The organism is Nonomuraea sp. CA-218870 (assembly GCF_050936535.1).
Classification (GTDB): Bacteria; Actinomycetota; Actinomycetes; order Streptosporangiales; family Streptosporangiaceae; genus Nonomuraea; species Nonomuraea corallina.
Genome location: NZ_JBNJMN010000001.1, coordinates 34,136 through 49,794, shown reverse-complemented (window position 1 = coordinate 49,794; position 15,659 = coordinate 34,136). Strand labels below are relative to the sequence as shown.

The following is a 15,659-nucleotide window of genomic DNA, read 5'->3' as shown; positions in this document are numbered from 1 at the left end:
GTGATGTATCGCCTCGTCTTCACGCAGGTCCTGCGGCGGCTCGACGCCGAGACCGTGCACCACCGCACCGTCAGGGGCCTGGCCCTGCTCGCCAGGACGCCCCTGCTCAAACGCCTGCTCCACCGGGCGCTCGCCCCGCACGACCCGGCGCTGCGGATAACCGCGTTCGGCGTCCACTTCCCCGGCCCGCTCGGGCTGGCCGCCGGGTTCGACAAGGACGCCGCCTGCGCCGAGGCCGTGGCCGCGCTCGGCTTCTCCCACGTGGAGGTGGGCACGATCACCGCGCACGCGCAGCCGGGCAACCCGCGCCCGCGGCTGTTCCGGCTCGTACGCGAGCGCGCGGTGGTCAACCGGATGGGCTTCAACAACGCCGGCGCCCAGGCCGCGGCCCGCCGCCTGCGCCGCACCCGCGGCGTGCCCGCCGTGGTCGGCGTCAACATCGGCAAGACCAAGGTGGTGCCCGAGTCGGAGGCGGCCGCCGACTACGTCACCAGCGCCAAGGAGCTGGCGCCGCTCGCCGACTACCTGGTGGTCAACGTCAGCTCGCCCAACACGCCCGGCCTGCGCGACCTGCAGGCGGTGTCGCTGCTGCGACCGCTGCTGACCTCGGTCAAGGAGGTCTGCGACAGCACCCCCCGGCGCACCCCGCTGCTCGTCAAGATCGCGCCCGACCTCGCGGACGACGACGTGGACGCGGTCGCCGACCTGGCGCTGGAGCTGGGGCTCGACGGCATCATCGCGACCAACACCACGATCGCGCACGACGGCCCCACCGGCGGGCTGTCCGGCCGGCCGCTCAAGGCGCGCTCGCTGGAGGTGCTGCGGCGGCTGCGCGCTCGCGTCGGCGACCGGCTGACGCTGGTGTCGGTGGGCGGCGTCGAGGACGTCGACGACGTGTGGGAGCGGCTGCTGGCCGGGGCCACGCTGGTGCAGGGCTACACGGGCTGGATCTACGGCGGGCCGCTGTGGGCGGCGCGCGTGCACCGGCAGCTGGCCCGGCGGGTCCGGCGGCACGGGATGACCTCCATCGGCGAGGCGATCGGCCGGACGGCGCCCCGGTGAGCGGGGAGGTCGCGCTCGGCGGCGGGGTCGTGCTGCGCCCGCTGGCCCCTGACGACGCCGAGGCGCTCGCGGCGGCGTACGTCCGCAACCGCGACCACCTGCGCCGCTGGGAGCCGCGCCGCGCCGAGGAGTTCTTCACCGCCACGGGGCAGGTCGCCCGGGTGGAGGACATGCTGAAGTCCCGCGACGAGGGCCGGATGTTCCCGTGGGTGCTCGCCGACGGCCCGCTCATCGCCGGCGTCGTCAACCTGAACGACATCGTGCTCGGCGCCTTCCGCAACGGCCACCTGGGCTACTGGGTGGACGCCGGGCACGCCGGCCGCGGCCTGGCCACCGCCGCGGTGCGCGAGGTGTGCCGCGAGGCGGCAGCGACGCTGGGCCTGCACCGCGTCCAGGCCGGCACCCTCCTCGACAACGACAGGTCCCAGCGCGTGCTGCGCAGGTGCGGGTTCGAGGAGATCGGCGTGGCGAGGAAGTACCTGCGCATCGACGGTGAGTGGCGCGACCACCTGCTCTTCGAGAAGATCCTGGACGACGGCCCTGCCGGGTAGGACTGTCGGCACGGAAGGCTAGGGTCCGAGCGTCGGATGCCTGACACGACGGCCGGGAGTTGAGTGGTGGCGCGCGCGAGACCCGACGAGTCCGGGAACACGGACGAGGCCACGGTCGAGGTGACGGTCGAGCAGCTCGTGCACGTCGGCGACGACGACTACACCGTCGCCCGCGCCAGCGCCGACGACGGGGCCGTCTTCGTCGCCGCCGGGCGGGCGCTGGCCGGGGCGCAGCCGGGGGAGCGGCTGCTGCTGTCCGGCGAGTGGGGCGAGCATCCCCGCTTCGGCGCCCGCCTCCAGGTCCGGCGGTGCGAGCGGGTCGCGCCGTCCACCGTCCGCGCCATCGCCCTCTACCTCGGCTCCGGCCTGATCCGCGGCGTCGGCCCGCGGCTCGCCCACGCCATCGTCAGCCACTTCGGCGAGGAGACGCTCAAGGTCATCGACACCGAGCCGGCCCGGCTGCGCGAGGTGGTCAACATCGGCGCCATCCGCCAGGCCCAGATCGTCGAGGCGTGGGCCGAGCAGAAGGCCGTCGCCGCCCTCATGGTGGCCCTGCAGGGCTTCGGGGTGAGCCCGCTGCTCGCCGCCAAGATCTACCAGACGTACGGCGACGAGTCGCTCCGCGTGCTGACCACCGACCCCTACCAGCTGGTGGGCCGGGTGCGCGGCATCGGCTTCCAGAGCGCCGACCGCATCGCGCTGCGCTCCGGCGTCCCCGAGGACAGCCCGCAGCGCGTCAAGGCGGCCGTGGTCGACCGGATCGAGGCGGCCGCGGCCGGCGGCGGCCACTGCTTCGTCCCGTACCGCGCCCTCGTCGCCCAGGTGGCGGCGCTGGTCGAGCAGGACGAGCCGGCGATCAGGCAGGCCGTCGACGCGCTCCACGCCGACCGGCGGGTGGTCGTCGAGACCGCCCCCGACGACCCGGGCCGCCTGGTCGTCTACGGCAAGCAGGAGCACAGCCGCGAGGTCGCGCTGGCCGGCCACCTGGCCCGGCTCCTCCGGGCCCCGTCAGCGCTGCGGCTGCGCCCCTACCAGGAGGACGACGCGCTCCACGACGACCAGCGCGCGGCCGTCAACCTGGTGCTGACCAGCACGGTCACGGTGCTGACCGGCGGCCCCGGCTGCGGCAAGAGTCACACGGTGTCCGCCATCGCCGCCACGGTGCGGGCGATGGGCGGCAGGGTGACGCTCAGCGCGCCCACCGGCAAGGCCGCCAAGCGGCTGTCGGAGCTGACCGGGCTGCCCGCGATGACCGTCCACCGCATGCTGGCCCAGGAGCCCGAGGACGACGGCGCGCTGTTCCAGGAGCGGCCCGTCGAGGCCGACCTCGTCGTGGTCGACGAGGCGTCCATGCTCGACCTTCAGCTCGCCACCCGGCTGGCCTCTGCCGTCCCGTCGGGCAGCCACCTGCTCCTGGTCGGCGACAGCGACCAGCTCCCCAGCATCGGCCCCGGCAGGGTGCTGGCCGACCTGCTGAGCGTCGAGGAGGTCCCCCGCGTCCGGCTCACCCACGTCTTCCGCCAGGCGCAGGACAGCGGCATCATCCGGGCCGCCCACCGCGTCCGCGGCGGCGAGCTGCCCGGCCTGCCCGGCGGCGGCGGGTTCTGGTTCGAGGAGCTCGACGACCCGGTGGCGGTGGCCGACCGGGTCATCCACCTCGCCACCGAGGCCATCCCCCGCAAACAGGGCATCCGCCCCGACCAGGTGCAGGTGCTGTGCCCGATGCGCAAGGGCGTCACGGGCACCGTCGAGCTGGGCCGCCGTCTCCAGGAGAGGCTCAACCCGCCGGGCGACGGCGTCGACGAGCACTGGTACGGCTCGTCGGTCTACCGCGCCGGCGACCGGGTGCTGCCCATCCGCAACAACTACGACAAGGGCGTCTTCAACGGCGAGACCGCCACGGTCACCGCCATCGACCCGCGCGAGCGGCTGGTGGAGCTCCGCACCGACGACGGCCGCACCGTCGAGTACGCCTTCGACGAGCTGGACGAGCTGACCCACGCGTACGCGATCAGCGTGCACCGCTCCCAGGGCAGCGAGTACCCGTTCGTGGTCGCCCCGATCGTCGCCGAGTCCGGCGGCATCATGCTGCGCCGCAGCCTGCTCTACACGCTGGTGACCAGAGCCAGGTCGTGGGTGGTGCTGGTGGGCCAGCGCGAGGCCCTGGAGACGGCGGTGCACACCCTCGGCCGCCGGCGCAACACCGCGCTGCCGCGGCGGCTGGCCCTCGCGCTGGCCTGACGGGTCACATGCTGGGCCGGGTCGACTCGGGGTCGAGGGTCATGGCCTCCAGGCGGGGCATCGCCTCGTCGAGCCGGACGACGCCGGGCAGGTGCGGCCTGCGGCGCTGCCACGGGTGCGGCCCGGCCGGCGGGCGATACTCGACGCCCAGCGCGTCCAGCCGTCCCAGGTGGGCCTCCAGCCGCCCGGCGAAGTCGTCCCGGGCGCCCCAGGCGATGTCGGCCAGTGCGCACGCCCTGGGCCACATCCTGTAGTCGAGGGTGCGGGGGTCGGCCACGCGCTCCGTCCACAGCTGCGCCTGCACGCCGATCACCCGCTCGCGCTCCTCCGGCGCCCAGCCGGCCGGTGCCGGGTCGAACGCCGCCACGTCCGCCACCGTGATCGTCTCGCCGATGGCCAGCGGCTCGTCCGGCGAGGCCGCCTCCGCGTAGTCGAAGTAGAGCGGGAAGACCGCGGTGGCCACCACGTCGTGGCCCGCGGCGGCGGCGCGGCGGCCGACGCCCTGGCCGCGCCACGGCATGACCACCGTGTCCTGCCGCAGGCCGCCGCTGACGAACGCCTCGTCCCACACCACCGCGCGGCTGCCCCGCTCGGCCAGCGCGTCGGCCAGCCGCCGCAGGAACCACGCCTGCAGGTCGTTGACCGTGGCCAGGCCGAGCGACTCGCGGTAGGCGTCGATCTCGGGGGAGGCGGCCCACTGGTCGAGCACCACCTCGTCGCCGCCGATGTGGACGTACGGGGTCTCGCCCAGCGCCCCCAGCAGCTCGTCGAAGATCGTGGTGAGGAACTCGACCGTCGGCGGCAGCGGCGACAGGATCGCGGGGGAGATGCCCCACCGGTCGAGCACGTCGTGCGGCTCGCCCGTCGCGCCCAGCGACGGGTAGGCGGCCAGGATCGCCGAGGCGTGCCCCGGCACGTCGATCTCCGGCACCACCGTCACCGCCCTGGCGCGGGCGTAGGCGGCGATCTCGGTCAGGTCGGCCAGCGTGTAGTAGCCGCCGTGCGGGATCTCGTCGAACGCCTCCGGCCGCCCGTGAGGGTGCACGGCCGAGCGCGGCCGGTGGGAGGACACCTCGTGCAGCAGCGGGTAGGCCCGGCTCTCCACGCGCCAGCCCTGGTCGTCGGCCAGGTGGAGGTGGAGGCGGTTGAGCTTGTGGATCGCCATCAGGTCGACCAGCCGCATGACCTCCCGCTTGGGGAAGAAGTGGCGCGCCACGTCGAGGTGCAGGCCGCGCCACGGGAAGCGGGGCTCGTCCTCGATCCGCATCCCGGGCACCGTCCACGAGGTCGCGGCGCCGTACCGGAAGGCCTCGTCGGGCAGGAGCTGGCGCAGCGACTGGGCGGCGTGGAACGCGCCCGCCCGGCCGCCCGCGGCGATCTCCACCCCGCGTGAGCCGACCGTCAGCCGGTACGCCTCGGGGCCGAGCGCCGGGTCGAGCCGCAGGTCGACGGCGCCGTGGTCGCCCGGCAGCAGGTCGAGCCCCGGCAGCGCGGTGCGGACGGCGGCGACCAGGTCCGCAGGGCCCGAGACCGTGGCTCCGGCGGGCAGGTCGTAGGAGGCGGACAGGGACCGGCGCAGCTTGGGGGAAGGGATCACGGTCTCAAATAGTCCTGCAAACCGTTCGCCAGCGCCACCGCGATGCGCTGGCGGAACTTCGGGTCGCGGAACTTGGCGGCCTCGCCCGCGTTGCGCATGTTGCCGGCCTCGATGAAGATCTTCGGCACCGTCGACAGGTTGAGCCCGCCCAGGTCGTTGCGGTAGTCGAGGCCCTTGTCGCCGATGTAGGTCGAGTACGGCAGCCCGGTGCCCTCGCGGAAGGCGTCGCGCACGGACTTCCCCAGCCGGGCCGAGGCGCCCACCACCGGGTCGACCGGGCCGCCGATCTTCTTCGGCATGATGACGTGGAAGCCGCGGTTGCCGGGGCTGGAGCCGTCGGCGTGCACCGAGATCGCGGCGTCGGCCTTGCTGTCGTTGCCGATCGCGGCCCGCTCGGTGATGCACGGGCCGACGCCGGTGTTGCTGGAGCGGGTGAGCTTCACCGTCGCGCCGCGGCTCTTGAGGATCCTGGCCAGGCGCTTGGACACGTCCCAGGTGAACGCCGCCTCCGGGTAGCCGCTGTTGGTCGCGGTGCCGGTGGTGTCGCAGGCCTTCCACTGGGTCAGCACGTTGACCTTGCGGTTGATGGCCTTGGGGGCGCGGGCGTTGCCTCCGTTGTGTCCCGGGTCGATGACGACGACCCTGCCGGCGAGCGGCCGGGCGGCGGGGGCCTTGTCGGCGGGCCTTGCCGAGCCGCCCGGCCCGGCCTCGCCGGCGGTGGCGCTCGCCGTGGGCCCGGCGTCCCGGCGCGCCATCTGATCCGCCGCGGGGACACCGGGCGCGGCGCCCCCGCAGGCGGAGACGATCAGGCCGCAGGCGGCCAGGGCGGAGACGGGAAGAGCACGCATGCGCTCCAACCTACGACAACCTCGCCCGGCGGGAGCGGTATGCCGCGAACCCCGCTCACCACACGTGCTCGCCGACCTCCTGGCGCTGGAGCAGCGCGGCCAGCTCCCGCGCGTCCTCGGCGTCCAGGCCGAGGACGACGCGGGGGCGGCCCCAAGGGTGGTCGAGCGAGTGGGCGACGTAGCTGGCGACGGACTCCACGCCGACGTCGGTGCCCCGGCCGCGCCCCGCGCGCCACTGCGCCCAGGCCCGCTCAAGCTCGGCCGCGGCACGCTGGGCGCACGACACCAGTTCCGGATCACGCATGGCTGTCCCCCGGATCAGATCGTGGCCGGACGGCGAGTCCGGCCACAATGAGCATGACCCTGTGAGTAAACCGCCGGGCGCGGCCGTCACGGAGCGTGTTGACCCACCCTTGGCCTCCTCTTAGGCGGGGCCGGTGCTGCGCCGCACGATCAGCTCCGGGGTGACCTCGCGCAGCCGGGCCGCTTTGCCCGGCTCGGAGATGCGGTCGCTCAGCAGCGTCGCCGCGGTCCGCCCCATGGCGCGGCGGGGCTGGTCGACCGAGGTCAGGGAGATGTGCTCCGACGCCGCCAGGTGGGTGTTGTCGTACCCGACCACGGACAGGTCCTCCGGCACCCGCAGCCCGAGCTCCTCGGCGGCGGTCAGCACGCCGAGCGCGAGCACGTCGTTGGCCGCGAAGATCGCGGTGGGCCTGGGCTCGCGGGTCAGCAGGGCGAGTGCCGCCGTCCTGCCGCCGTCCTCCGACGAGTCCGCCGCCTCGACCATGATGTACGGGGCGAGCGAGTGCCTGCGCATGGCCACGAGATAGCCCTCGCAGCGTGAGGGCCGCGGCCCTTCGATGTGCGCGATGCGCTTGTGCCCGGCGGTGACGAGGTGGTCGATCGCCAGCCGGGCGCCGTGCTGGTCGTCGTCGACGACGATGTCGACGCCGTCGAGCTCGATGTCACGTTCCCCGACGACCACCGTGGGGGTGTACGAGGTGGCCTCGATCAGGGTCTCGCTGGTGGGGGCGATGCCTAACAGCACCAGCCCGTCGACCCGCAGTTCGAGGAAGGCCTCCACGGCCTCGTCCTCGAACGCCGGGTCCCACTGGCTGTTGCCGATCAGCATGCGCAGCCCGTCGCCGTGCAGGCTCTCCTGCAGACCGTCGAGGAACTCGGCGTAGAAGGGATTGTGCAGGTCGGCGACGAGTGCGCCGACGAGGTGCGTGCGGCCTTCCACCAGGCTGCGCGCGACGGCGTTGGGCCGGTAGCCGAGCTCGCGGGCCGCCTGCAGCACGGCCTGGCGCCGGTGCTCGCTCACGTGCGGGGATCCGCGCAGCACGAGTGAGACCAGCGATTTCGAGACGCCGGCTCTCTCGGCGACGTTGCGGATGGTGGGCCTTGGTCGAGGCAGCGCGTCTACCTCTCTCAGCTCGGTGATGGTCGATGTCTTGACTGGCGGTCCTGGCATGTCTCCCCCGCGTTGCGAAGTTGGGGCACCTGTACCACCAAACGATCGAGTTCGCCGCAGGGTACGGCCTCGGGGACGGAAGCCGGGGAATCGCCGGACATCCGCAGGTCACCGGAGGAAAGGGCCGGAGCACTCAGAGGCTCGACGGCTGCGATGACCGCTTCCGGGCCGCGCGACGCCCGGGTCGCGCGCCTGTGTCGCGCCGCTCAGCGGGGCGCGGGATGGACCACGGAAGAACCCATGGGATGGAACGGGGGAAGGATGGCGCCGGGCGGGCGGCGCCAACTCCCTTGTACGACGTCCGAGTCGTCACTCCGGGTGGACCGGGCCGCGCCGGCCTGGCCCACCGTGAGAACCCCCCTAGCCGGTGACGACTCCTGTCTCATTCCGAACGCTGCTGCGGAATCCCCGCCAGCAGGGCGCGGACCTCGGTCTCCCGGTAGCGCCGGTGACCGCCGAGGGTGCGGATCGACGTCAACTTGCCCGCCTTGGCCCACCGGGTGACGGTCTTGGGGTCGACCCGGAACATGGTGGCGACCTCGGCGGGCGTGAGCAGCGGCTCGGCCTCGGGTGTACGAGCTGACATTTGTGCGGCCTCTCCTCCGTGTGGACCGGCTTCGCGATCCTGCGACTGCCTTTGCGCGTGTCACGGATGTCCCTCTATGACCCAGAGCGTGCGGCATTTCTGGGCCATATGCGGCATCACCCGATGTGACCATACCGCCACGGAGAGCGATTGGCGAGCCCTTCTTTGACCCAACTGCCCGCTCCTGCGGCGATGTCACGCTCGGTGATTCTAGCGACACGTTTCGTGGTATCGCAGTGAAAACGGCAAACTACTCAGTTCGCAGAAGTGAGCAGCCGCGACTCATGACCGTCTCTTGCAGGTCAGACGGCCGCATTGGGGCTCAGTTGGACGATTCTAGGAGTTGCATTGACTTCCAGCGCAGGATGACCCTCTGGTACATGGCATAGGCAAGCTCTTCTTGACCCGTGTCCAGCCCCGTCAGAGCCGCCGAGAGCTCCGCCACCGACTGGTCGGCCTGCAGCGCCTCGTCGTCCATCAGATGGACCAGGCCGCCGTAGTCGAGCTCGACCAGCGAGTGCGGGTGGAACTCCTCCAGCCACCGCGCCACGTCCTCCACGTCGATGTTCGGCACGGCGTCGCCGAGGTTGCGCCGCAGCACCTGCAGCGCCCGCGCGGCGCGCCTCCTGGCCTGGGCCATGGACGTGACGTAGATGAGGTTGCGGCCGGTCGCGGTCGTCACGTCCTGCCCCGGGGCGGAGGCGCCGAGCACCAGCCAGCGCTCGTTGCCGTCGAACGGCACGAACCAGGAGGGCGGCACGTGCCAGGCCGTGGTGCGGATGTGGGTGCGCAGCGCGTCGGACCCGGCGGCCCGCTTGTAGCGGTCGAAGTCGTCGGCGGTCTGCTCGGCGATGGTGTTCGGGACGAACCGGTCCATCAGCTTCACCGGGATGCTGCCCCGCAGCCGTGAGAAGGCCAGCCAGGAACGCAACCGGGTCTGCCAGGGGCAGACGTACAGACGGTCCTCCACCCGCCGCAGGTAGGCGTTGGGGCTCTCCTGCGCGGGTACGGGGTGAGGAGGCATGCCGAGCAGGCGCCTGACCGATTCCCCGTGCTCGGCTTGGAGCGCGTTGGCCCGGCGCGGGCGGTCGCTGGAGTCGGCGTAGTCGGCCCAGACCTTGCGCTCAGACTCGGCGAACGCGGTCAGCGGCTCATAGACGCGGAGGTAGGCGGCATAGGGCAGCACGGAGGCATCGTGTCATGAAGCCAACCCGCCGTGCATCGTCGTGCCTATTACGCTTGGAGCGATCTCCGCCGCGAAGGGGCGGCGGACCGGACAGGGAGTCACTACCGTGACCGACGTCTTCGGACCGTCCCACAAGGACGTCCACGAGCAGGTCGTCTTCTGCGCCGACGAGCAGAGCGGGCTGCGTGCCATCATCGCCATCCACAACACCGCGCTCGGCCCCGGTCTCGGGGGTACCAGATTCTATCCGTACGAGAGCGAGCAGGCCGCCCTGGCCGACGTGCTCAACCTGGCCAAGGGCATGGCCTACAAGAACGCGCTGGCCGGGCTCGACCTCGGCGGCGGCAAGGCCGTCATCATCGGCGACCCCGCCCGCGACAAGAGCGAGCCGCTGCTGCGCGCGTACGGACGCTTCGTCGAGTCGCTCGGCGGACGTTACATCACCGCCTGCGACGTGGGCACCTACAGCGAGGACATGGACCTCATCGCCCGCGAGACGCGCTTCGTCACCGGCCGCACGCTCGCCCACGGCGGCGCCGGCGACTCCTCCATCCTGACCGCGTACGGCGTCTTCCAGGGCATGCGCGCCTCCGCCGAGCGGGTCTTCGGCGCCCCGACGCTGCGCGGCAGGCGAGTCGGCGTCGAGGGCGTCGGCAAGGTCGGCCACCGCCTGGTCGAGCTGCTCCGCGAGGACGGCGCCGACGTGGTGATCTGCGACGTCAGCGAACGGGCGATCGAGCGGGTCAGGCGGCTCCACCCCGAGGTGGAGGTGGTCGCCGACGCGCGCGAGCTGACCGGGGCCGACATCGACGTGTTCGCGCCATGCGCGCTGGGCGGGGCGCTGGACGACGAGACGGTGTCCCGGCTGCGCGCCAGGGTCGTCTGCGGCGCGGCCAACAACCAGCTCGCCCACGCCGGCGTGGAGAAGCAGCTCGACGAGCGCGGCATCCTCTACGCGCCCGACTACGTGGTCAACTCCGGCGGGGTGATCCAGGTGTCCGACGAGCTCGAGGGCTTCGACATGGAACGGGCCCGCGCCAAGGCCGCGCGGATCTACGACACGACGCTGAAGATCTTCGCGATGGCGTCGGAGGAAGGCGTACCTCCGGCGGTCGCAGCGGATAGGCTAGCTGAGCGCAGAATGTCGGAAGTCGGGCGGATTAGGGGCATATGGCTAGGGCGCTGACGCCCCGCGCCCATACGACGTACCGAGCTGGGCACAAAACAGGTACGGTAATAGGCGAACGATAGGCTGACGCCCGAAGTCAGGGTGGCGTCAGCGTGTGGTGCGTTAGCGACGAGGGGTCGGGATACGACCCCACACGAGGGGGTCGAGCCAATGGGGCGCGGCCGAGCAAAGGCCAAGCAGGTCAAGGTTGCTCGCCAGCTGAAGTACAACAGCGGTGGCACGGACCTTGAGCGACTTCGCGACGAACTCGGGGTCAAGGACTCCAGCAACGACGACGCCGACGACCTCAACGACGAGCTGGCGGATCGCTATGCCGATTACGCCGACGACTACGGAGACGACGACGACGGCCGATCGTCCGGCCGCCGCTAGGCGTTCCCACACTCCTCGTTGACCACGGGGAGGTCCCCGGCGTCCGCCGGGTCCTCCGCAGCAGCGGGCAAGCCCCACGGGTGACCGTGGGGCTTCGTCACGCTTCCGGCGTTCCCGCGGCGACGGCGACGCGCGCCGGGGCGAGCCGGTCGAGGAAGCCCGCGATCAGCGGGGCGATCTCCGGCAGTTTCTCCTCCAGCGCGAAGTGGCCGGTGTCGAGCACGTGCACCTCCGCGTCGGGCAGGTCGCGCAGGTAGGCGTGCGCGCCCGGCTCCGGGAAGAACGGGTCGTGGCGGCCCCACACGATCAGCGCCGGCGGCCGGTGCTCGCGCAGCCACGCCTGCCACTCGGGGTAGCACACGACGTTGGACCGGTAGTCGAGGAGAAGCGCGAGCTGCGCGTCCTTGCGGCCCGGCAGGTCGAGGAAGTGCTGGTCGAGCGTCCAGCCGTCGGGCGCCACGAGGGCCGGGTCGGCCGTGCCGCCCTCGTACTGGCCGCGGGTGACCGGCAGCGTCAACAGCGGCCCCAGCTCCTCGGCCGGCGCCTGGATGGTGGCCCTGGCCTGCTCGGACAGGCCTTCCTCGTACGCGTTCGCGTTCTGCACGATCAGCCCGGCGATCCACTCGGGATGGCGGGTGGCCAGCCGGAACCCGACGGGGCCGCCGAAGTCGAACGCGTACAGCACAAACCGCCGCAGCCCCAGCGCCGTCACGAACCCCTCGACCACGTCGGCGAGCCGGTCGAAGGTGTACGTGAACCCGTCAGGGACCTCGGTGTGGCCGGAGCCGGGATAGTCGGGCGCGATCAGCCGGTGGCCGCCGCCGAGGGCGTCCATCAGCCGCCTGTACTGGTGGGACGCCGAGGGGAAGCCGTGCAGCAGCAGCACCGGCACGCCGTCCGCCGGGCCCGTCTCCCGGTAGAACACCCGCACGTCGCCGACGTCGGCGAAGCCGTGCCGAACTGAGGGAAGGTCCATCGCTAATGCCTTTCTCGCTCGAAGACGCATTAGTTCTAACACCGGGTTACTAATGGGTCAATGGGGTGATGTACCGTTAGATTTCGTGGACGCGCTGACGGGGGAGCCGCTGGCCCTCGATCTGATCAACACGCGGGCGCACACGCCCGACGGGGACGTGGACTTCCTGGAGACGGCCGAAGGGCTCAGCGCCTGGCTCGCCCTGCAGTCCGCGCGCCTGCCCGCGATCCCGGGCGGCCCTCCCGGCGGTGAGGCGGTCTCCGACGGCTGGGTCGCGGCGGTCCGGTCGCTCAGGGAGCACGTGGAGTCGGCCGTCACCGCCGTCGCCGACGGCGCGCCGCTCCCCGCGGACGCGGTCGCCGCGCTGAACGAGGCCGCCCTGCGCGCCCCGTCCTCCCTCTCGCTCGGCCCGTCCGGCGTCATCTCCCGCCGCGCCGCGCCCCCGCTGGACCGGCTGCTCGCCGAGCTGGCCGAGTCGGCCATCACCCTGCTCGGCGGCTCCGAAGCGGCGAAGATCAAGTCATGCGAGGCGCCCGGCTGCCGCATGTTCTTCCTGCCCGCGCACCCGCGCCGCCGCTGGTGCTCGCCGGAACTGTGCGGCAACCGCGTCCGCGTCGCCCGCCACTACAGGCGGGCCAGGGTCGGCCGGCCCCGGCGGACGGCCGGGGACGACCGGGAAGACGGTCAGCTGTAGCGGGCCCGGCCCTCGCCGGCGACGACCTCGCCCAGCACCCACGCGGGCAGCCCGCGCTCCTCCAGCAGGCGTACCGCCTCGTCGGCGACCTCGGCGGGGACGATCGCCGCCATGCCCACCCCCAGGTTGAACGTGCGGTCGAGGTCGGCCTGCGCGATGCCGCCATGACCGGCCAGCACCTCGAAGATCGGCGGAGGCGTCCAGGACGAACGGTCGAGCACCGCGTCCAGGTGACCGGGCAGCGAGCGCGACAGGTTGCCCTCCAGGCCGCCGCCCGTGATGTGCGCGTAGGCGTGGACCTCGACCGTACGGGCCAGCTCCAGGCAGTCGCGCGAGTAGATCCGGGTCGGCTCCAGCAGCTCCTCGCCCAGCGGGCGGCCCAGCTCCGGCAGCACCGCGTCGAGCGAGAGGTCGGCCTGCTTCAGCACGTGGCGCACCAGCGAGTAACCGTTGGCGTGGACGCCCGACGACGCCAGCCCCAGCACCGCGTCGCCCTCGCGGACCCGGCCGGGGCCCAGCATCGCGTCGGCCTCGACCACGCCCGTGCCCGCGCCCGCCAGATCGTACTCGTCGGCGCCCATCGCGCCGGGATGCTCGGCCGTCTCGCCGCCCACCAGGGCGGCCCCCGCCAGCCGGCAGCCCTCGGCCACCCCGCCGACGATCTCCGCGACGCGCTCGGGCACCACCTTGCCGCAGGCGATGTAGTCGGTCATGAACAGCGGCTCGGCCCCGCACACCACCAGGTCGTCCAGGACCATGCCGACCAGGTCGACGCCGATCGTGTCGTGCTTGCCGTAGCGCTGCGCGATCATGACCTTGGTGCCGACCCCGTCGGTGGACGTGGCCAGCAGCGGCCGCCGGAAACGCAGCAGCGCCGACGCGTCGAACAGGCCCGCGAAGCCGCTGGCGTCGTCGACCACCTCCGGCCGGCGCGAGCGCGCCACCTTCTCCTTCATCAGGGCGACCGCGCGCTCGCCCGCCTCGATGTCGACGCCCGCGGCCTCGTAGGTGGTCACGCCTTGCTCTCCAGCACGAACTTGCCGACGTTGTCCTCGTCGATCGGAATCGGGTACGAGCCGTCGAAGCAGGCCCTGCACAGCCGCTCGGCGGGGATCGTGGTGGCCTTGGTGAGCCCTTCGAGCGAGATGTAGCCGAGCGAGTCGGCGCCCAGCGAGGCCCGGATCTCCTCCACCGACAGCGAGCCCGCGATCAGCTCGGCGCGGGTGGCGAAGTCGATGCCGTAGAAGCACGGCCAGGCGACCGGCGGCGACGAGATGCGTACGTGCACCTCTCTCGCCCCGGCCTCCCGCAGCATCTTGACGATGGCCCGCTGGGTGTTGCCGCGCACGATCGAGTCGTCCACCACGACCAGCCGCTTGCCCTCGACCACCTCGCGCAGCGGGTTGAGCTTGAGCCGGATGCCGAGCTGGCGGATCGTCTGCGACGGCTGGATGAACGTGCGGCCGACGTAGGAGTTCTTCACCAGACCCTGGCCGTACGGGATGCCGCTCTCTTGCGCGTAGCCCACGGCGGCGGGGGTGCCGGACTCGGGCGTGGGGATCACCAGGTCGGCCTCGACCGGATGCTCGCGGGCCAGCACCCGGCCCACCTCGACCCGGGTGACCTGGACGCCGCGCCCGGCGATCGACGTGTCGGGGCGGGCGAGGTAGACGTACTCGAACAGGCAGCCCTTCGGCTCCGCCAGCGCGAACCGGCGCGACCGGACGCCGCGCTCGTCGATCGTCAGCAGCTCGCCCGGCTCGATCTCGCGGACGAACGTGGCGCCCACGATGTCGAGCGCCGCCGTCTCCGACGCAACCACCCAGCCGCGCTCCAGCCTGCCCAGCACGAGCGGGCGGATGCCCTGCGGGTCACGCGCCGCGTACAGCGTCCGCTCGTCCATGAACACCAGCGAATAGGCGCCCTTGACCTGCGGCAGCAGCTCGGCGGCGGCGTCCTCGATGGAACGGGTGCGGTCCTGGGCGAGGAGCGTGGTGAGCACGTCGGTGTCGGTGGTCGCCCGGGTCGTGCCCGGAGCCAGCCGCTCGGCCAGCGCCGGAGTGTTGATCAGATTGCCGTTGTGGGCCAGCGCGAGCCCGCCCACGTCGGTCGAGCTGAGCGTGGGCTGCGCGTTCTCCCACACGCTGGAACCGGTCGTGGAGTAGCGGCAGTGGCCGATGGCCAGGTGGCCGCGGAGGGTGCCGAGCACCGACTCGTCGAAGACCTGGGCCACCAGGCCCATGTCCTTGTAGACGAGGATGCGGCTGCCCTCGCTGACCGCGATGCCCGCGGACTCCTGGCCGCGGTGCTGCAACGCGTACAGCCCGTAGTAGGTGAGTTTGGACACTTCCTCGCCTGGCGCCCAAACGCCGAACACGCCGCAGGCGTCTTGCGGCGCGCGGTCGTGGGGGTCCAGGTCATGGCCGAGCCGGCCGTCGCCCTTCAGCACGTGCTTCAGTCTAGGTCGGGCCACTTCGTGCTCGCGCACCCGGGTACGGATCCTCCGCCGGACCCGTCCCACCCGGCCTCCTACCGGGGGCGTCCTTGGCTGAAGGATGACCGGCGACTTACCCGTGTCGTCAGGTTTCAAGTCCCTCTCCCGCGAAAAGGTGAAGTATCCGGCATGCAGACCCGTCGGGAGAGCAGACGTGACCACACCTGGCGACCCCAACCACCAGCCCGAGCCCCCGGAGGACCGGCCCTGGTGGGCGGAGGGCACCCCGGACGACCCCGCCGAAGGGCCGCACGAGGACGCCCCCACCCGCCCCGGCGCCACGGCCGGGCCCTCGGGGAACTCCTCCGAAGGCGCGGGCACCGGGCGTCCTGGGGAGTCTTCAGGGGGTGCGGGCGATCGTGGCAGGGCGGGTCGGTTCAGCGGAAGCG

15 protein-coding genes are annotated in these 15,659 nt (G+C 72.5%); 6 read left to right on the top strand and 9 right to left on the bottom strand.

All coding sequences use genetic code 11. From position 1 onward, the window contains the following. Positions 1-3 precede the first annotated feature (3 nt). From ACQEUU_RS00225 to recD2, 3 genes are all read left to right on the top strand, one after another. Entirely contained in the window at positions 4-1,062 is a 1,059-nt protein-coding gene (locus tag ACQEUU_RS00225) for a quinone-dependent dihydroorotate dehydrogenase (RefSeq protein ID WP_433058554.1), read from the top strand. Continuing rightward, positions 1,059-1,613, top strand: a complete 555-nt coding sequence (locus ACQEUU_RS00220; RefSeq protein ID WP_433058551.1) for a GNAT family N-acetyltransferase — start codon at positions 1,059-1,061, stop codon at positions 1,611-1,613. The genes ACQEUU_RS00225 and ACQEUU_RS00220 overlap by 4 nt, the downstream gene beginning before the upstream one ends. 66 nt (positions 1,614-1,679) lie before the next feature. Then, positions 1,680-3,854: an SF1B family DNA helicase RecD2 gene (gene recD2 / locus ACQEUU_RS00215; protein WP_433058548.1), complete on the top strand. Its 2,175-nt coding sequence runs from the start codon at positions 1,680-1,682 to the stop codon at positions 3,852-3,854. 4 nt (positions 3,855-3,858) lie between these two features. Here the strand turns inward: recD2 and ACQEUU_RS00210 are convergent, their stop codons facing one another. The 6 genes from ACQEUU_RS00210 to ACQEUU_RS00185 form a co-directional block, all read right to left on the bottom strand. Beyond that, positions 3,859-5,451 (bottom strand): beta-N-acetylhexosaminidase, encoded by a 1,593-nt coding sequence (locus ACQEUU_RS00210; protein ID WP_433058545.1) that lies wholly within the window; start codon positions 5,449-5,451, stop codon positions 3,859-3,861. After that, positions 5,448-6,299 (bottom strand): N-acetylmuramoyl-L-alanine amidase, encoded by an 852-nt coding sequence (locus tag ACQEUU_RS00205; RefSeq protein WP_433058542.1) that lies wholly within the window; start codon positions 6,297-6,299, stop codon positions 5,448-5,450. The genes ACQEUU_RS00210 and ACQEUU_RS00205 overlap by 4 nt, the downstream gene beginning before the upstream one ends. A gap of 55 nt (positions 6,300-6,354) precedes the next feature. Next, positions 6,355-6,603 carry a hypothetical protein gene (locus ACQEUU_RS00200; RefSeq protein WP_148035189.1) on the bottom strand — a complete coding sequence of 83 codons (249 nt, stop codon included), beginning with the start codon at positions 6,601-6,603 and terminating at the stop codon, positions 6,355-6,357. 120 nt (positions 6,604-6,723) lie between these two features. Beyond that, a complete protein-coding gene (locus ACQEUU_RS00195) occupies positions 6,724-7,773 on the bottom strand; it encodes a LacI family DNA-binding transcriptional regulator (RefSeq protein WP_433058538.1) in 1,050 nt (349 codons plus the stop codon). Positions 7,774-8,155: 382 nt separating this feature from the next. Further along, positions 8,156-8,359 (bottom strand): developmental transcriptional regulator BldC, encoded by a 204-nt coding sequence (bldC, locus tag ACQEUU_RS00190; RefSeq protein WP_013133571.1) that lies wholly within the window; start codon positions 8,357-8,359, stop codon positions 8,156-8,158. Positions 8,360-8,681: 322 nt separating this feature from the next. After that, positions 8,682-9,545, bottom strand: coding sequence for a hypothetical protein (locus ACQEUU_RS00185; RefSeq protein ID WP_433058535.1), 864 nt, complete (start codon positions 9,543-9,545; stop codon positions 8,682-8,684). A gap of 106 nt (positions 9,546-9,651) precedes the next feature. Here ACQEUU_RS00185 and ACQEUU_RS00180 point away from each other — a divergent pair, with 106 nt between their 5' ends. Then, the gene (locus ACQEUU_RS00180; RefSeq protein WP_433058532.1) at positions 9,652-10,731 is read left to right on the top strand and encodes a Glu/Leu/Phe/Val family dehydrogenase; all 1,080 of its coding nucleotides are present in this window, start codon (positions 9,652-9,654) and stop codon (positions 10,729-10,731) included. A 153-nt stretch (positions 10,732-10,884) separates the two neighbouring features. Continuing rightward, entirely contained in the window at positions 10,885-11,106 is a 222-nt protein-coding gene (locus ACQEUU_RS00175; RefSeq protein WP_270154503.1) for a DUF3073 domain-containing protein, read from the top strand. Between the two features lie 97 nt (positions 11,107-11,203). Here the strand turns inward: ACQEUU_RS00175 and ACQEUU_RS00170 are convergent, their stop codons facing one another. Further along, complete coding sequence (locus ACQEUU_RS00170) at positions 11,204-12,082, bottom strand: alpha/beta fold hydrolase (protein ID WP_433058529.1); 879 nt, start codon at positions 12,080-12,082, stop codon at positions 11,204-11,206. An 85-nt stretch (positions 12,083-12,167) separates the two neighbouring features. Here ACQEUU_RS00170 and ACQEUU_RS00165 point away from each other — a divergent pair, with 85 nt between their 5' ends. After that, positions 12,168-12,776, top strand: a complete 609-nt coding sequence (locus ACQEUU_RS00165) for a CGNR zinc finger domain-containing protein (RefSeq protein WP_433058526.1) — start codon at positions 12,168-12,170, stop codon at positions 12,774-12,776. Here the strand turns inward: ACQEUU_RS00165 and purM are convergent. Then, positions 12,767-13,792 carry a phosphoribosylformylglycinamidine cyclo-ligase gene (gene purM / locus ACQEUU_RS00160; RefSeq protein ID WP_433058523.1) on the bottom strand — a complete coding sequence of 342 codons (1,026 nt, stop codon included), beginning with the start codon at positions 13,790-13,792 and terminating at the stop codon, positions 12,767-12,769. The two genes, ACQEUU_RS00165 and purM, sit on opposite strands and share 10 nt — an antisense overlap. After that, positions 13,789-15,225 carry an amidophosphoribosyltransferase gene (gene purF, locus ACQEUU_RS00155; RefSeq protein WP_433058520.1) on the bottom strand — a complete coding sequence of 479 codons (1,437 nt, stop codon included), beginning with the start codon at positions 15,223-15,225 and terminating at the stop codon, positions 13,789-13,791. Before purF ends, purM begins: the two co-directional genes overlap by 4 nt. Positions 15,226-15,659: the final 434 nt, after the last annotated feature.